General features: G+C 70.9%; 17 protein-coding genes. 16 read left to right on the top strand and 1 reads right to left on the bottom strand.

The features are described 5' to 3' along the window. Positions 1-76: 76 nt before the first annotated feature. Together ABS52_08240 and ABS52_08235 are read left to right on the top strand one after the other, a co-directional pair. Entirely contained in the window at positions 77-676 is a 600-nt protein-coding gene (locus ABS52_08240; GenBank protein ID ODT03736.1) for a Holliday junction DNA helicase RuvA, read from the top strand. Positions 677-744: 68 nt separating this feature from the next. Continuing rightward, complete coding sequence (locus ABS52_08235) at positions 745-1899, top strand: aminotransferase (protein ID ODT03735.1); 1155 nt, start codon at positions 745-747, stop codon at positions 1897-1899. 78 nt (positions 1900-1977) lie between these two features. Here the strand turns inward: ABS52_08235 and ABS52_08230 are convergent, their stop codons facing one another. After that, on the bottom strand, positions 1978-3831 hold the full coding sequence (locus ABS52_08230; GenBank protein ID ODT03734.1) for a hypothetical protein: 1854 nt from the start codon (positions 3829-3831) through the stop codon (positions 1978-1980). A 205-nt stretch (positions 3832-4036) separates the two neighbouring features. On the opposite strand from ABS52_08230, the gene ABS52_08225 reads away from it, so the two are divergent. The 14 genes from ABS52_08225 (at position 4037) to ABS52_08160 (ending at position 17020) form a co-directional block, all read left to right on the top strand. Continuing rightward, on the top strand, positions 4037-5050 hold the full coding sequence (locus tag ABS52_08225) for a Holliday junction DNA helicase RuvB (GenBank protein ID ODT03768.1): 1014 nt from the start codon (positions 4037-4039) through the stop codon (positions 5048-5050). A 61-nt stretch (positions 5051-5111) separates the two neighbouring features. Continuing rightward, the gene (locus ABS52_08220; GenBank protein ODT03733.1) at positions 5112-6641 is read left to right on the top strand and encodes an NAD(P) transhydrogenase subunit alpha; all 1530 of its coding nucleotides are present in this window, start codon (positions 5112-5114) and stop codon (positions 6639-6641) included. Next, positions 6638-8035: an NAD(P) transhydrogenase subunit beta gene (pntB, locus tag ABS52_08215; protein ID ODT03732.1), complete on the top strand. Its 1398-nt coding sequence runs from the start codon at positions 6638-6640 to the stop codon at positions 8033-8035. The genes ABS52_08220 and pntB overlap by 4 nt, the downstream gene beginning before the upstream one ends. Positions 8036-8108: 73 nt before the next feature. After that, positions 8109-9149, top strand: a complete 1041-nt coding sequence (locus ABS52_08210) for a tRNA preQ1(34) S-adenosylmethionine ribosyltransferase-isomerase QueA (GenBank protein ID ODT03731.1) — start codon at positions 8109-8111, stop codon at positions 9147-9149. Positions 9150-9156: 7 nt separating this feature from the next. Further along, positions 9157-9567 (top strand): hypothetical protein, encoded by a 411-nt coding sequence (locus ABS52_08205; protein ODT03730.1) that lies wholly within the window; start codon positions 9157-9159, stop codon positions 9565-9567. Positions 9568-9570: 3 nt separating this feature from the next. Then, on the top strand, positions 9571-10737 hold the full coding sequence (locus tag ABS52_08200; GenBank protein ID ODT03729.1) for a tRNA guanosine(34) transglycosylase Tgt: 1167 nt from the start codon (positions 9571-9573) through the stop codon (positions 10735-10737). Then, entirely contained in the window at positions 10734-11108 is a 375-nt protein-coding gene (locus ABS52_08195) for a preprotein translocase subunit YajC (GenBank protein ODT03728.1), read from the top strand. Before ABS52_08200 ends, ABS52_08195 begins: the two co-directional genes overlap by 4 nt. After that, on the top strand, positions 11105-11674 hold the full coding sequence (locus ABS52_08190) for a peptide deformylase (protein ODT03727.1): 570 nt from the start codon (positions 11105-11107) through the stop codon (positions 11672-11674). Before ABS52_08195 ends, ABS52_08190 begins: the two co-directional genes overlap by 4 nt. Beyond that, a complete protein-coding gene (locus ABS52_08185; protein ID ODT03726.1) occupies positions 11675-12613 on the top strand; it encodes a methionyl-tRNA formyltransferase in 939 nt (312 codons plus the stop codon). A gap of 139 nt (positions 12614-12752) precedes the next feature. Beyond that, entirely contained in the window at positions 12753-14048 is a 1296-nt protein-coding gene (locus ABS52_08180) for a 16S rRNA (cytosine(967)-C(5))-methyltransferase (protein ODT03767.1), read from the top strand. 38 nt (positions 14049-14086) lie between these two features. Continuing rightward, a complete protein-coding gene (locus ABS52_08175) occupies positions 14087-14773 on the top strand; it encodes a hypothetical protein (protein ID ODT03725.1) in 687 nt (228 codons plus the stop codon). Continuing rightward, positions 14770-15438, top strand: a complete 669-nt coding sequence (locus tag ABS52_08170) for a ribulose-phosphate 3-epimerase (GenBank protein ODT03724.1) — start codon at positions 14770-14772, stop codon at positions 15436-15438. The genes ABS52_08175 and ABS52_08170 overlap by 4 nt, the downstream gene beginning before the upstream one ends. Next, positions 15435-15995: a hypothetical protein gene (locus tag ABS52_08165; GenBank protein ODT03723.1), complete on the top strand. Its 561-nt coding sequence runs from the start codon at positions 15435-15437 to the stop codon at positions 15993-15995. Before ABS52_08170 ends, ABS52_08165 begins: the two co-directional genes overlap by 4 nt. Further along, the gene (locus tag ABS52_08160; protein ODT03722.1) at positions 15995-17020 is read left to right on the top strand and encodes a tRNA (adenosine(37)-N6)-threonylcarbamoyltransferase complex transferase subunit TsaD; all 1026 of its coding nucleotides are present in this window, start codon (positions 15995-15997) and stop codon (positions 17018-17020) included. The genes ABS52_08165 and ABS52_08160 overlap by 1 nt, the downstream gene beginning before the upstream one ends. The last annotated feature ends 118 nt before the right edge of the window (positions 17021-17138 follow it).

The following is a 17138-nucleotide window of genomic DNA, read 5'->3' as shown; positions in this document are numbered from 1 at the left end:
GCGCTCCCGCGCACGACGTCCAGCCCCGCACACTCCCCAACGCCCGTCGCCCAACTCCCGTCTCCCGTCTCCCTCCATGCTCTCCCTCGTCACCGGCACCCTCGTCTCCAAGGACCTCGACCGCGCCGAGATCCTGACCAACGGCGGCGTCGGCTACGAACTGTTCATCCCGCTCGGCACCTACGAGGCGCTTCCGCGGGCAGGCGAACCGGTACGGCTGCACACGGCGCTCGTGGTGCGCGAAGACGAGTGGCTCCTGTACGGCTTCGCCACCCCCTTCGAGCGCGCCGTCTTCCGCAAGCTCCTCACCGCCAAGGGGGTCGGCCCCGCGCTGGCGCTCGGGATGCTCTCGACGCTCTCGGCCGAGCGTCTGGTGCGCGCCATCCGCGAGAAGGATGTGGCCACGCTGCAGCAGGTGCCGCGCGTGGGGCGCAAGAAGGCCGAGCAGCTGATCCTGGACCTGGCCGACAAGCTCGACGAGGTCGCGGCGGCCCCGGTGGACGGGGCGCGCCCCGCCGGCGCCTCCGACGCCGACGCCATCCGCGCCCTCGTCTCCCTCGGTTACGCGGCGCCCGATGCCGAGAAGGCGGTGCGCGCCGCACGCGAGACCACTGGCGCTTCGCCGTCCACGGCGGAACTTGTCCGGGCGGCCCTCCCGCTGGTTGGACGACGGTAGGGTGCACGCGTTAGGCGCCACCGAACCGCCCGTCTCCCAACTCCCGTCTCCAGTCTTTCGCCCGCCCCATGCCCGCCGTACGCACCTCGACCTTCACCGAATCCGTCATCCGCGAGATGACACGCGTGGCCCAGCAGTACGGGGCCATCAACCTCGCGCAGGGGTTTCCCGACTTCCCCATGCCCGAGGCGATGAAGGACGCGGCCTGCGCCGCGATCCAAGGCGACGTGAACCAGTACGCCATCACCTGGGGGGCGCCGGCGTTGCGGCTGGCGATCGCCGAGAAGTACCACCGGTGGTACAGCCACACGGTCGATCCCGACCGGCACATCACGGTCACCTGCGGCGCCACCGAGGCGATGGCCGCGGTCTTCCTGGCCCTCATCGATCCGGGCGACGAGGTGATCATCTTCGACCCGTTCTACGAGAACTACGGCCCCGACGCGATCCTCGCCGGCGCCACCCCGGTCTTCGTCCCCCTCGAGCCCCCCAACTGGACCTTCGACCCGCAGCGGCTGCGCGACGCCTTCACCGACCGCACCAAGGCGATCATCGTCAACACCCCGCACAACCCCACCGGACGCGTCTTCACCCGCGAGGAGCTCGACCTCATCGCCGAGCTGTGCATCGGCAACGACGTGTGGGCCTTCACCGACGAGATCTACGAGCACATCCGCTACGCGGGGAGCCACCACGTCCTGGCCACCTGGCCGGGAATGGCCGAGCGCACGGTGACGATCTCGGGGCTGTCCAAGACCTTCAGCTGCACTGGATGGCGATTGGGCTACGCCATCGCGCCGGAGGCCGAGTCGGTCGCGATCCGCAAGGTGCATGACTTCCTGACCGTCGGCGCGCCGGCACCGTTGCAGCAGGCGGCCGCCGTCGGGATGGCCTTCGACGCCGAGTACTACAACCACATGGCGCTCGACTACCGCGCTCGCCGCGAGATCATGTGCGAGGCGCTCCGCTCCGCGGGCTTCCGGTTCACCTCCCCCGAAGGCGCCTACTACATCCTGGCCGATCACTCGGCGATCAGCGACCTGGACGACGTGAGCTTCGCCCGCTGGCTGGCCAAGGAGGTGGGCGTGGCGACGGTCCCCGGCTCGTCGTTCCACGCGCCCGGGGGGCCGCCGCGCCACTACGTCCGTTTCGCGTTCTGCAAGCGTACCGAGACGCTCACGGCCGCCGCCGAGCGTCTGGCGACCGTCGCGGCGAAGGCCTAGGGCGGGAAGCGGGCGGGCGCCCCGACTGCTGGCGACGCCGTCGAATTCACGGGTGGCCTGCTCCCAGCTGCCCGATTCCTAGAATTCGGGCAGCAGGAGCGACGGCGGGAAGATCGGGGGGCGATCGGAGGCGTGCGCCTCCGCGACCGACGGGACGCGCTGCGGCTCGATGAGCGAGGCGGCCAGCTCGTCGGCCGCCATGGGGCGGGCGAAGAGATAGCCCTGCCCGAGCGTGCATCCCATCGCGCGCAGCCCCTCGCGCTGCTCCGGACGCTCGATCCCTTCGGCCACCGTCTCGATCCCCAGCGTCTTGCCCAGGGCGATGATCGCCCGCGCCAGCACCGGGTCGCTGCCCGGCATGGCGACCGGGTCCACGAAGGTCCGGTCGATCTTGAGCATGTCGATGGGGAACTGCTGCAGGTAGCCGAGCGAGGAGTATCCGGTACCGAAGTCGTCGATCGCCAGGCGCAACCCCAGCGCCTTGAGGGCGCGCAACTTGTCCAGCGTGGCGTCGGAGCGCTGCATCAGCACCGACTCGGTGATCTCCAGCGTCAGGGCCCAGGGCTCCAGCCCCGACGCGCGCAGCGCCTCCCGAACGTCGTCGATCAGCGACGCCTCCTGGAAGTGCCGCCCGGACAGGTTGACCGAGATGCACAGTGGCCGCGCCCCGTTGCGGTGCATGCGCCACTCGCGCGCCCGGTGACACGCCTCGTGGAAGACGTGGCGGCCGATGGGGACGATGAGCCCGGTCTCCTCGGCGATGCCGACGAAGCGGGACGGCGCCACGTGCCCCCGCGCCGCATGGTGCCACCGCACCAGCGCCTCGACGCCATACATGTCCCCCGACTCCAGGTGCACGATGGGTTGGTACTCGACGCGGATGTCCCCCGCGTCGACCGCCGCGCGCAGGTCGGCCTCGAGCTCGAGGCGATCCATCACGTGCTGGTGCATTTCCGGGGCGTAGATGGCCCAGCGTCCCTTGTCCCTCCCCTTGGCGAAGTACATCGCGAGGTCGGCGTTGCGCAGCACGTCCTCGGGCGAGTCGCCGGCGGCCACCGTGGCGATGCCGATGCTCACGCCGATGAAGACGTCGCGCCCCTGCATCCGGAACGGGGTGCGCAGCGCGGTGGAGATCCGCTCGGCGATCTGCACGGCGTGCCCCATGTCGTCGAGCTCCTCGAGGAGGATCGCGAACTCGTCGCCCCCGAGCCGGGCGATCGTGTCGCCCGGGCGCACGCAGGTGGAGAGGCGCCCGGCCACCGCGATCAGCAGTTCGTCGCCGACGCCGTGACCCAACGAGTCGTTGACCTTCTTGAAGTCGTCGAGGTCGAGGAAGAGCACCACCGACGGGCGCTGGCTGCGCGGGGCCCGGGCCACCGCGTGCGACACGCGATTGAGAAAGAGCGACCGGTTGGCCAGGCGCGTCAGGGCGTCGTGGAATGCCTGGTGCGTGAGGCGCGACTCGAGCGTCCGCCGCTCGGAGATGTCGCGCACGTTGATCACCACCCCGCCCACCGACGGCTCGTGCGACAGGTCGGTCGTGGTGTTCTCGGTCCACTGCCACATCCCCGTCGAGCCGCGCACCCGCCACTCGCAGGAGGTGCGTCCCGGCTCCCCGGCGAGCGCCCCGAGCAGCCGTCCCGCCTGCGTCACGTCGTCGGGGTGCACCAGCGACAGGAGCTTGATCCCCTCCAGCGACGAGGCCCGCCGGCCGAACGTCCGCTGCGCGGCCGGCGACGCATAGCGGATCTCCCCGTCGCCCCCGACGATCAGCGTCACGTCGGACGAGAGCTGGACGAGGGAGCGAAAGCGCGCCTCACTCCGCCGGAGGGCATGCACGTCCCCCCGCACCCGCCGGACGCGCCAGGCAAGGATCGCCACCGCCGTCAGCGAGGCTGCCAGCGCGACCACGAGAAGTGCGACGAAGTTCACAAGACAACGACGCGCGCCGTCGCCCGAGGTCACCGAAGCTCACGGTTCGATTTCGGCCTTTTTTCGGGCTATATTCTCCCCCTGCAGTGGCGGCCACGGCGTCCGAGAGACTGTGCCGTGCGCCGCCACGGACGGGCGCGTCGTCGCGCAACGCGACCTGCCCGTCTTCCGACTCCCGCCTCCCGTCTCGAGCGTGCCCCGCGAAATCACGACCCCCGACGAACTCCCGGAGGAAGGACCGGTCGAGCTCTCGCTGCGTCCACAGCGGCTGGCCGAGTTCATCGGGCAGTCGAAGGTCAAGGAGAGCCTGCGCATCTACATCGACGCTGCGCTGAGCCGGCGGGAGCCGCTCGACCATACGCTCTTCTTCGGCCCGCCGGGGCTGGGCAAGACGACGCTGGCCGAGCTCATCGCGCGCGAGCTGGGCGTCAACATCCGCACCACCTCCGGCCCCGCGCTGGAAAAGCCGGGTGACCTGGTCGGCACCCTGACCAACCTGCGCGAAGGCGACATCCTCTTCATCGACGAGATCCATCGCCTGCGCCCCGTGATCGAGGAGTTCCTGTACCCGGCCATGGAGGACTACCGGATCGACATCCGGCTCTCCGAGGGGCCCAAGGCGCAGACCATCACGATGCCGATCGAGCGCTTCACGCTGATCGGCGCCACCACCCGCCAGGGGATGCTCACGCCACCGATGCGCGCGCGCTTCGGGATCGTGCAGCGGCTCAATTACTATCCCGCCGACGACCTCGGCCACATCGTCAGGCGCACGGCCGAGGTGCTGCGGGTCGCCGTGGACGACGAGGGGGCGCACGAGATCGCGCGCCGCTCGCGCGGGACGCCCCGCATCGCCAACCGGCTGTTGCGCCGCGTGCGCGATTACGCGCAGGTGCGCGCCGACGGCGCCATCACCCGCGACGTCGCCAACCAGGCGTTGCAGCTGCTGGACGTCGACGAGTTCGGCCTCGACGACATGGACGCCCGCATCCTCCGCACCATCATCGAGAAGTTCGAGGGCGGGCCGGTCGGCGTCGGCTCCATCGCGGCAGCCGTCGCCGAGGACACGGGGACGATCGAGGAGGTGTACGAGCCGTTCCTCGTCCAGAACGGCTTCCTCCAGCGCACCCCCCGCGGGCGCATGGCCACCGCCCTCGCCTACCGCCACTTCGGCTTCTCGCCGCCATCGGCCGCCGAGGCACAGCCCGAACTGTTCTAGCCAGGACGCTCCGCCACCCCCGCGCACGCGCGCGGCTTCCGAACGCACCAAGAGGATCAACATGAACGTGGGAATCCCCAGGGAGCGCTTCCCCGGCGAACGCCGGGTCGCCGCCACCCCTGATTCTGTCAAGAAGCTCCTGAAGCTCGGTTTCGGCGTGCGGGTCGAGTCCGACGCGGGGCTCGCGGCCGGCTTCGACGACGCCGCCTACGTCGCGGCGGGCGCGACCATCGCCCCCGCCGGCGACGTCTGGACCAGCGACGTCGTCGCCAAGATCCGCCCCCCAGGCGACGACGAGGTGACGCGGCTCTCCGCGTCGCAGACGCTGATCAGCTACCTCTACCCCGCCTTCAGCGACGCCCTGGTGCAGCAGCTGGCGGCGCGCGGCGTCACCGCCATCGCCATGGACCAGGTCCCGCGCACCACGCGCGCGCAGAAGGTCGACGCCCTCTCGTCGATGGGGAACCTGTCCGGCTATCGCGCCATCATCGAGGCGGTCAACGTCATGCAGCGCCCGCTGCGCGGGCAGTCGACCGCCGCGGGGAAGATCCATCCCGCCAAGGTCCTCGTGATCGGCGCCGGCGTGGCCGGCCTGGCCGCGATCGGGACGGCGCGTGCGCTCGGTGCGATCGTCCGGGCCTTCGATACGCGCCCTGCCGCCCGGGAGCAGGTCACGTCGATGGGAGCGGAGTTCCTCGAGGTCAACATCGAGGAAGACGGCAGCGGAACGGGCGGCTACGCCAAGGAGATGAGCCCCGCGTTCATCGAGGCGGAGATGGCGCTCTTCGCCGCCCAGGCGCGCGAAGTGGACATCATCGTCACGACCGCGCTGATCCCCGGCAAGCGCGCCCCCACGCTCATCACCGCCGACATGGTCCGGTCGATGAAGCGCGGCTCGGTGGTCGTCGACCTCGCCGCCGAGCAGGGCGGCAATTGCGAGCTCACGCGCCGCGACGAGGCCGCGGTGGTGGACGGTGTGACGATCGTCGGCTACACCGACCTCCCGTCGCGCATGTCACAGCAGGCCTCCACGCTCTACGCAACCAACGTCGTGCACCTGCTCGAGGAAATGGGTGGCGCCGCCAACTTCGCGGTCGACGAGGCCAACGACATCGTGCGGCCGATGACGGTGCTCAAGGAAGGGGCGCTCCTGTGGCCCCCGCCTCCCCCTGCCGCGCCGCCCCCCGCATCGCGCCCGGCCCCCAAGGCCCCGATCTACAGCATCGAGCACGGCCCGCCGACCGCCGAGCGCATGTCGGCCTTCGCGCGCTGGGGGCTCCTGGTGGTCGGGCTCGCCCTCCTCGGCATCGGCCTCGCCGCGCCCGCGACCTTCCTGACGCACTTCACGGTCTTCGTCCTCGCCTGCTTCATCGGCTACCAGGTCATCTGGAGCGTGACGCCGGCCCTCCACACGCCGCTCATGAGCGTCACCAACGCCATCAGCGGAATCATCGTCATCGGCGGGATGCTGCAGGTGCGAGGCTTCTCCACCGCCAGCCTCCTCGGCATCGCCGCCATCGTCCTCGCCACGATCAACATCGCGGGCGGTTTCCTCGTCACGCAGCGCATGCTGAGGATGTTTCACCGGTGACCGACTCCCTCCTCGCGACTTCGTACCTCGGCGCAGCCATCCTCTTCATCCTCAGCCTGAAGGGGCTGTCGCACCCCGAGTCGGCCCGCCGCGGCAACCTGTTCGGCGCCATCGGCATGATCATCGCCGTCGTGGCGGTGGCCATCCAGGCGCACCTCATCACCTCGCCGATCCTCATCGGCGCCATCCTGGTCGCCGGGGGCATCGGCGCCGTCCTCGCCTCGCGCGTCGAGATGACCGCGATGCCGCAGCTCGTCGCCATCCTGCACAGCTTCGTTGGAGCAGCGGCGGTGCTGGTGGGGATGAGCAGCCACCTCGGCGCCCACGTGACGCTCACCGGGGCCGAGAAGACGGTCCACGCCGTGGAGACGTTCATCGGTGTCTTCATCGGCGCGCTCACCTTCACCGGCTCCGTGATCGCCTGGGGCAAGCTGCAGGGGGTGATCCGCAGCAAGCCGCTGATCCTCCCGGCGCGGCACCTTCTCAACCTCGCGATGCTGGTGGCGTGCGTCGGGCTCGGCGTGGTCTTCGTCCAGGGCGGCGAGCACGCCATGCAGGCGCTGGTCATCATGACCGCGATCTCGGGGATCCTGGGGATCCACCTCGTCATGGCCATCGGCGGCGCCGACATGCCGGTCGTCGTCTCGATGCTCAACAGCTATTCGGGCTGGGCGGCGTCGGCAGCGGGCTTCATGCTCTCCAACGACCTGCTGATCATCACCGGCGCGCTCGTGGGCTCGTCGGGCGCGATCCTGAGCTACATCATGTGCAAGGCGATGAACCGCTCGTTCATCTCGGTCATCCTCGGGGGCTTCGGCGCCGAAGAAGGGGCCGCCCCGACCGGGGGCGCCCCGGTGGAGGGCGAGATGATCGCCACGACCGCCGAAGAGGTCGCCGACCAGCTGCGCGAGGCGCAGTCGGTCATCATCGTCCCGGGCTACGGCATGGCCGTGGCGCACGCGCAGCACCCGCTGCGTGCCATCGTCGAGACGCTCCGCAAGCGGGGGGCGAAGGTGCGCTTCGCGATCCATCCGGTCGCCGGACGCCTCCCGGGACACATGAACGTCCTCCTCGCCGAGGCCAACGTCCCGTATGACATCGTCCTCGAGATGGACGAGATCAACGACGACTTCGCCGAGACCGACGTGGTCCTCGTCATCGGCGCCAACGACATCGTGAACCCGAGCGCCCTCGACGATCCGTCCAGCCCGATTGCCGGCATGCCGGTGCTGCGGGCCTGGGACGCGGGGAGCTGCATCGTCTTCAAGCGCGGCCGGGGCGCCGGGTACGCCGGGGTCGAGAATCCGCTCTTCTTCAAGCCGAAGACGCGCATGCTCTACGGCGACGCCAAGGCCTCGACCGACGCGCTGCTGAAGCTCCTGCAGGAACCGTGAGCCGACGGGCCAGGGCCGGGCGCGCGCGTCGTTCCGACGCAGCGTCCGGCCCACCTCGCCTCGTCATCCGTCGATGACTGCCCCCTCCTACCCCACTTCCGCCTTCGACTTCCACCTCCCGGACGCGTCCATCGCCCAGTCGACCACCATGAGGCGCGACGCCTCGCGCCTCATGGTGGTCGACCGCGCGACCGGGACCATCGCGCATCGCACGTTCGCGGACCTCGTCCAGCTCGTCCCCCCCGGCGACGTCCTGGTGCGCAACACGACCCGCGTCATCCGTGCGCGCCTGCTCGGGGTGCGCGACTCGGGCGCCCCGGCCGAGGTGATGCTGCTCAAGCCGCTCGGCGATCACCGCTGGGAGGCCATGGTGCACCCCGGCGGGAAGCTGCGCCCGGGACGCGTCGTCCACGTGGCCCCGGGCTTCGACGTCCGCATCCTCGAGGTCACGGAGCGCCGCACCCGCGTCGTACGGCTGGAGGGACCGGGCGACGACGCCGAGGCCATCGACCGCCACGGACACATCCCGCTCCCCCCCTACATCCACCGTGCAGACGCGGCCGGCGATGCGGAGCGGTACCAGACGGTGTACGCACGCGAGGCCGGGTCGGTCGCCGCCCCCACCGCCGGGCTGCACTTCACCCCGGCCCTGCTCGAGGCGCTCACCGCCAAGGGGGTGCAGCTGGCGGACGTCCTCCTGCACGTCGGGGCGGGGACGTTCAAGCCGGTGGAGGTGAGCGACCCCGCGCGGCACGTCATGCACGAAGAGTGGTACCAGGTCGGCGCCGAGACGGCGAACCGGCTCAACGCCGCGCGGGCGCGCGGGGCCCACCTGTGGGCCGTGGGGACGACCTCCGTTCGCACGCTCGAGTCGAATGCCGACGCCAGCGGACGATTCCACCCCGCCGAGGGGGAGACCTCGATCTTCATCTATCCGCCCTACACCTTCCGTGCGGTCGACCGCCTGGTCACCAATTTCCACCTCCCCCGCTCCACCCTCCTCATGCTCGTCGCGGCGTTCGCCGGCTACGAGCTCATCATGGACGCCTATCGCACCGCCGTCCGCGAAGGCTACCGCTTCTACTCCTATGGCGATGCGATGGTCATCCTGTAGCGTCACGGTGCCGGCGAGCCGCGCTTCCCTGGCGTTCCTGCTCCTCTCGACGGCCGCCTGCGTGACGTCGCGCACGCGCAGCTTCCTCCCCTCGCCGCAGAACCCGATCTACACCCCGGCCACGGCCGAGCCGGTGCTGGCCGAGTACCTGCGGCTGCAATGCGGGGCCCTGCGCAAGGCGCAGCGCCCCGATTCCGGCACGGCCCGCTTCGTGGTGGACGTCGACACGAGCGGCTTTGCCACGCGCGCGACGCTGGTGCGCGGCACCGGCGACGAGACGCTCGACGGCGTCTTCGGTACCGTCTCGGCCCAACTCACCTTCGCCAAGGCCCCACGGGCACGGCACGAAGGCGTCGACATCGGCTATCGCTGCGAGGGGGACGACGCACGCGTCGCGGTGAAGGCGGGAGGGCAGTAGCGCGTGCCACCGGGCCCGGCCTTCCGGTTCGACCTCGTCGCACGCGACGGGCGCGCGCGCGCCGCGACCTTCCGCACGCCGCACGGCATCGTCGAGACGCCGGTGTTCATGCCCGTGGGGACGCTGGCCACCGTCAAGGCGCTCGACCCCGACGACGTGCGCGGCGCCGGCGCGCAGATGATCCTCGCCAACGCCTATCACCTGCACCTCCGCCCCGGCGACGAGCTCGTGCGCGACTTGGGGGGCCTGCACCGCTTCATGCACTGGGACGCGCCGATCCTCACCGACTCCGGCGGCTTCCAGGTCTTCTCGCTGGAGACGCTGCGCACGGTCCGCGAGGAGGGCGTGGAGTTCCGCTCGCACATCGACGGCTCGAAGCGCTTCTTCTCCCCCGAACGCGTGATGCAGATCGAGCGCAACCTGGGCGCCGACGTCATCATGCAGTTCGACCACGTCATTCCCGGCCAGTCGGAGGCGGCGGCCGCGCGCGATGCGAGCGAACGCTCCCTCCGATGGCTGCAGCGCTGCCAGGGCGAGTTCGAGCGCCTGCGCCGCGAACAGGGGGACCCGCGCGGGGCCCCGCAGGCGCTCTTTCCCATCGTCCAGGGCGGGATCCACGCCGAGCTGCGGCGCGAGGCGGCCCGAGCGATTCGCGACGCGGGCGACTGGCTGGGGTATGGCATCGGCGGGCTCTCCGTGGGCGAGGGCAAGCCCGACATGTACGCGATGCTCGACGTCGTCGATCCCGAGCTCCCGGCCGACCGGCCGCGGTACCTGATGGGAGTCGGCTTTCCGGAGGACCTCATCGAGGGGGTCAGGCGCGGCGTGGACCTCTTCGACTGTGTCGCCCCGACCCGCATGGGGCGGAACGGGACGGCGTTCACCAGCGAGGGGCGCCTGAATGTCAAGCGCAACGACCTGCGGACCGACCCTCGCCCCCTCGACCCGGCGTGCGACTGCAGCACCTGCCGCCGCTTTTCGAGGGCCTACCTCCGCCACCTGTACGTGAGCGACGAGATCCTGGGACTCCGCCTCCTCTCGCTGCACAATGTACATTTCCTGATCACCCTGATGCGCCAGGCGCGCCTCGCGATCCTCGAGCAGCGCTTCGAGTCGTGGAGCAGCGACTGGCTCCTTCGCCTCACCTCCCGCGCCACGCCTTCGCAATGACCGCGACCCTCCTCCCCGCCCCGTTCCTCCTGCAGGCCGCCGGCGGCGCGAGCTCGCCCCTGCTCCCGTTCCTGTTCCAGATCGCGGCCATTTTCGGGATCTTCTACTTCCTGATGATCCGGCCGCAGCAGAAGCAGCGGAAGCAGCACGAGGCTCGACTGCGCAACCTCAAGCGCGGCGACACGGTCGTCACCGCGGGGGGACTGGTGGGCGAGGTCGTGCACCTCAAGGAGTCCCCGAAGGACGGCAGCGCCGACAAGTCGATGGACGATCACATCACCATCAAGTCCGGCGAATCACGCGTGGTCGTCGAGCGCGGACGCGTTGCCCGTGTCCTCTCGGGCGAACCCTCCACCGCACCGAATACGTGAGCCTCCTCCCGATCCAGGTCCTCGGCTCGTCCATCCTGCGGGTCGAGACGACGCCGGTGACCGAGATCACCGACGAACTGCAGCGCCTCATCGACGACATGTTCGAGACGATGCACGCGGCGCAGGGAATCGGGCTGGCCGCGCCGCAGGTGGGGCGCTCCGAGCGACTCGCGGTCGTCGAGATCGAGGGCGATCGTCTCGTCCTCATCAACCCCGAGATCGTCGACGAGAGCGGGGGCGACAAGGCCGAGGAAGGGTGCCTCTCCATTCCCGACATCTACGGTGACGTGGAGCGCTCGGCGCGGGTGACCGTGCGGGCCACCGACCGCGAGGGGGAGGCGTTCGAGATCGAGGCCGAGGGGCTCATGGCCCGCTGCCTCCAGCACGAGATCGACCACCTGCACGGCAAGCTGTTCATCGACTACATGTCGTTCCTGAAGAAGCGCGCCATCATGGCCAGGTGGGAAGTGCAGAAGACGAAGTACCCGAACCTCGTGCGCATCCTCACCCCCGAGGTCGTGCGACATCTCAGCGAGCAGGGCGACCACCCCGACGAACGGTTGTAGATGCGGGTCCTGTTCTGGGGAACACCGGAGTTCGCCACTCCCCCACTGCGTGCGCTGCTCGGCGAGGGATACGAGGTGGTGGGCGTCGTGACCCAGCCGGACAAGCCGCAGGGACGCAGCCGCTCGACGCTGGTCCCGTCGCCCGTCAAGGTCATCGCCCTCGAGGAGGGGCTCCCCGTGCTGCAGCCCGAGCGGCCGCGCGGCGAGGAGTTCGAGGGCGCGCTCCGGGCACTGGCTCCCGACATTTCCGTCGTCGTCGCCTACGGGCACATCCTCCCGCAGTCGGTCATCGACCTGCCACCGTTAGGCACGCTCAACATCCACGCCTCGCTCCTTCCGCGCTGGCGCGGCGCCGCCCCGATCCAGGCCGCCATCCTTGCCGGCGACGACGAGACCGGGGTCTCCATCATGCGCATGGTCCGGCGCATGGATGCCGGCCCGGTGATCCTGCAGGCGCCGACGCCGATCCTCGGGGACGAGACCTACGGCGAGTTGCAGCTGCGGCTCTCGGAGCTGGGGGCCCTCGCCATCGTGGAGGCGCTCACCCTCATCGCCATGGGCGCGGCGCAGGAGGACGCGCAGGATGAGGTGCTCGCGACCTACGCCGGCAAGGTCGAGCGCGAGCACACCCTGGTGAACTGGACCGGCGACGCACGACAGGTGGCGCGCCAGATCCGCGCCTACGATCCGCGGCCGGGGGCGTACACCACGCTGCGAGGCGTCGACGTCAAGCTTTCCGGCGTCCGCCTCGCCCCGGACGCCGAAGGCGACCCCGGGCTCGTCCTCGCCATCGACGAGGGGGGGATGCTGGTGGCGTGCAGGACCGGCGGCGTGAGGGTGGCGTACGTGCAGCCCGCCGGGAAGCGGCGCCTGGCCGCGCTGGATTGGGCGCAGGGACGCGGGGTTGCCGCTGGCGATATCCTCGGGGCCGCTGAGTGAGGGGCGAGGGGCGACGCCGCCGGCACCGACTATCTTTCCATCCATGATTCCGGGAGATGGAGCGCGCACCAGGGGGGCCACGCTCGTCCAGGGCGGCGTGACCGACGCTCGGGTGGCGGCGGCCGACATCCTGGCCGACCTGCGCGGCGGCGAGCTCCTCGACGCCGCCTTCGACCGCCGCGTGCGGGAGCTCGATGCGCGCGACCGCCGCTGGACCCAGGAGCTCGTGTACGGGACGCTGCGCCGGCGCGGCGTCCTCGACGCCATCCTCACTGAGCGCGTGCGAGGCGGGCTGGCGCGGCTCGATGCCGACCTGACCGACATCCTCCGCCTCGGGATCTACCAGCTCCTCCACATGGGGTCGGTCCCCCCGTACGCGGCAATTGCCCAGAGCGTGGAGCTGGCCAAGCGGCGCCATGGCATCGGAGCCAGCAAGCTCGCCAACGCCGTGCTGAGGCGCGTGGATCGCGAACGCGGAGACGATGCGTTCACCGCACTCCCGCGCCCTCCCGATCCCGTCGAGGCGCTCGCGCTGGCGGGATCGCATCCGCAGTGGCTCGTGGCGAGGTGGGCGGCGCGGTGGGGACTCGAGGAGGCGACGCGCCTGGTGGAACTGAACAACACCGAGGCACCGCTGTGCATCCGCCCATATGGCATCGTGCACGAACAGCTCGAGGCCATGCTCGAAGAAGCGGGCGTGCACGTGGACGACGCCCCATTCGTCCACGACGGCCTCTGCATCACCAGCCACCCGGCGCTGGCCGACCTCGGGGCGTTCCGCCAGGGACTCTTCTTCGTGCAGGATCCGGCGGCCACCCTCGTGACGCAGTACGCGTCGGTTCCCGAGGGGGCGACGGTGATCGACCTGTGCGCGGCGCCGGGGGGCAAGTCGTTGGAGCTTTCGCGCGTCGCGTCGCTGGTGATCGCGTGCGATCGTTCGCCCGCGCGCCTGGAGCGCATGCGCCAGAATGTCGAGCGCCTGGACGCCCGCAACGTCGTCCTCGTGGCGACCGACGCGCGCGAGACCGCGCTTTCACCGGTGGACGCCGTCCTCGTCGACGCCCCGTGCACCGGCACGGGGACGTTTCGCCGCCACCCGGACGCCCGCTGGCGCCTCAAGGCCTCGGACCTGGCGGTGAGCGCCGCCGCGCAGCGCGCCATCCTCCGCTCCGCGGCGTCGCTGGTGCGTCCGGGCGGACTAATGATCTACAGCACCTGCTCGCTCGAGGCCGAGGAGAACGAACGCCAGGTGGAGGCGTTCCTGGCCGCGCATCCGGAGTGGACGCTCGACCCTCCGCCGGGCGGGACGGTCGCCGACGCGGTGCTGGACGGCGGGATGCTGCGCGTCCTCCCGCAGCGGCATGGTGTGGACGGCGCCTTCGCCGCCCGCCTGCGCCGGAGCGCGGGACGGAGCGCGGGACGGAGCGCGGCATGAAGCGCCCCGCCCGGCTCCGGACGGTACTCGAGCACCTCGTGGTGGCCGGAACCGCCAGCCTCCTCGCCTACCTGCTCGTCGCGTTCGTGATCCTCCCCGATGACGTCGCGGTCGGCGACGTCACCGTGCCTGGGGTGGTGGGACTGACCCAGGCCGACGCGCAGCGCCGCCTGACGACGCTCGGTCTCGAGGCGAAGACGGGGGAGTCGCGCTACTCGGCCGATGCCCCCAAGTCGACCGTGCTGGCCCAGAACCCGCCGTCCGGGACGACGGTTCCCCCGGGGACGGCGGTCACGCTGGACATCAGCGCCGGGCAGCAGCGCGCGACCATCCCGCCCCTGGCCGGCTTGTCGCGGCGCGATGCCGAAGGGGAGCTGGCCCAGGCCGGGTTGCAGCTGGGGCAGGTGACCACGCAGCCGAGCGACTCGGCCCGCGGACTGGTCATCGCGAGCAACCCGTCCGAAGGGCAGGTCGTGCCACAGGGGACGCGCGTGGACCTCGTGGTCAGCGCCGGCCCCGCGTCGCTCACGATGCCCGACGTCGTGGGGCACGACCTCGCCTCGGCCAACGCGCTGCTCGCGCAGCTCGGCTTCCCCACGGGCCCCCTCGAGTACGACCCCTCGGCCACCTTCCCCGCCGGGACGGTGGTCGCCCAGACGCCGGCGGCCGGCTCGGCCGTCGCCGCCGGCACCATCGTCACGCTTCGCATTGCAGGAACCCGATGACCGTTCGCATCGCCCCGTCCATCCTGAGTGCCGACTTCGCCCGGCTTGGCGACGAGATCGCGATGTGCGTGGAAGGGGGCGCCGACTGGATCCACATCGACGTCATGGATGGCTGCTTCGTCCCCAACCTGACGTATGGGGCCAAGGTCATCGAGACGGTCCGCCGCCTGACGACGCTTCCGCTCGACGTGCACCTGATGGTGGTCGAGCCCGAGAAGTACTTCGACGCGTTCGCCAAGGCCGGGGCCAACGTCATCACCATCCACCAGGAAACCGCGCCGCACCTGCACCGGCAGGTCGCGCGCATCCGCGAGCTGGGGTGCCTGGCCGGCGTCACCATCAACCCGTCGACGCCCGTCGCGACGCTCGCCGACATTGCCCCGGACGTGGACCTCATCCTCATCATGTCGGTGAATCCCGGCTTCGGCGGGCAGACGTTCATTCCGCGCACGATCGAGAAGCTGCGGCAGGCGCGGGCCCTGCTGGACGAGTCCGGGAATCGGGGGGCCGTGCTGGAGGTGGACGGGGGGATCGCCCGCGACACGATCGCCAGCTGCTGGCGCGCCGGGGCCGACACGTTCGTCGCCGGCAACGCGATCTTCGCGGCCCGCGACCCGCGCGGGGAGATCGCCACCCTTCGCGCGCTGTGCCAGGAGCGGGTATGAGCACCGCGCGCCAGTGGGCGCTCGTGGCGGGGGTCGTCGCCATCCTCGGCGCCGCGCTGTACGCCGGGACCCAACTCGGCGGAAGCACGCTGCACCAGGTTCGCGTCGGCTCACCCGTTCCCGAGTTCCGCGCCGCCACGCTCGACGGCACGGCGCGGATCAAGGGGATCGCCGACTACAAGGGCGACGTCGTCCTGATCAACCTCTGGGCCACGTGGTGCGGCCCGTGCGTGATCGAGATGCCCAGCATCCAGCGCCTCTACGATCGCTACCGGGGGGCGGGGCTCAAGGTCGTCGCCGTCGCGGTGGACGACCCCGGCAACGAGCAGCGCATCCTCGATTTCGTCGCCGAGCACGGGTTGACGTTCGAGATCCTGCACGAAGGGACGGGAAAGATCGAGGCCGCCTTCCAGACGCAGGGCATCCCGGCGACGTTCCTCGTCGGCCGCGACGGGCGCATTCGCAAGCTCAACCTCGGGGCGGCCGACTGGGACTCGCCCGCCAACCGTGCGGTCGTCGCGCAACTGCTCGGCGCGGGCGGCCCGGCGACGGACTGATGCGCGTCCTGGCGCTCGAGACGTCCTGCGACGAGACCTCGGCCAGCGTGGTGGAGGGAGCGGGCGACCGGGTGCAGCTGCAATCCCTCGTCATCCTCTCGCAGGACATCCACCGGGTGTTCGGCGGCGTGGTGCCCGAGATCGCCTCGCGCGCCCACCTCACCGCCGTCGTCCCCGTGGTGCGGCAGGCGCTGCGCGATGCGCACTGCACCCTGGCCGACGTGGACGTGGTCGCCGTGACACATGCCCCCGGACTCGTCGGGGCGCTCCTGGTGGGGGTGAGCTATGCCAAGGGGCTGGCGTTCGGCGCAGGCAAGAAGCTGTTAGGGGTGCACCACATGGAAGGGCACCTCTTCGCGACGTCGCTCGAGGCACCCGGCGCCGTCCCCCCGTTCACCGCCCTGCTGGTGTCCGGCGGGCACACGCTCCTCCTCGACGTGGCGGCGTGGGGGGAGTACCGCGTCCTGGGCGCCACGCGCGACGATGCGGCGGGCGAAGCCTTCGACAAGGTGGCCAAGCTCCTTGGCCTCCCCTGGGCGCTCGAGGCGCTCGCCGCGACCGGCACCCCGTCGCGCTTCCGCTTCTCGCGCCCCATGCTGCGCCGCGACCAGCAGCCGGGCGACGCCGACTACTTCGACGTTTCGTTCAGCGGCTTGAAGACGGCGGTACTGCACGCCGTGCGGAGCAGTGCGGACCTGGCGGACGATGCGCCGCACATCGCGCGCGCCTTCCAGGACGCCTTGGTGGACACGCTGGTGGAGAAGACGTATCGTGCGGCACGGCAGCATGGACGGAGGCGCGTCGTGCTCGGGGGCGGAGTGGCGTGCAACCGGGCGCTGGAAGCGGCGATGCGTCGTCGGCTGGGCGACCTCGGGGCGGAGGTGCATGCCCCGTCGCCGCGCCTCGCCACCGACAATGCGGCGATGATCGCCCGGGCCGCGCTCTTCCATGCCGAGCGCGGCGCGGCCAGCGACTGGACCCTCAACGCGTACGCCTCGCGCCCGATGCCCGGACTGCGTCCGTAAGCGACGTGGCGCAGCAGCACCGGCAGCAGCAGTACCGATAGCAGCAGCACCGATAGCAGCAGCACCGATCGCAGCAGTACCAGCACCCCGCACCGCGCATCAGCACCCTCGCACGGCT

This window comes from Gemmatimonadetes bacterium SCN 70-22, assembly GCA_001724275.1.
GTDB lineage: Bacteria > Gemmatimonadota > Gemmatimonadetes > Gemmatimonadales > Gemmatimonadaceae > SCN-70-22.
The sequence above is the reverse complement of the archived record's forward strand: the minus strand, read 5'-3'. Positions and strand labels throughout refer to the sequence as shown.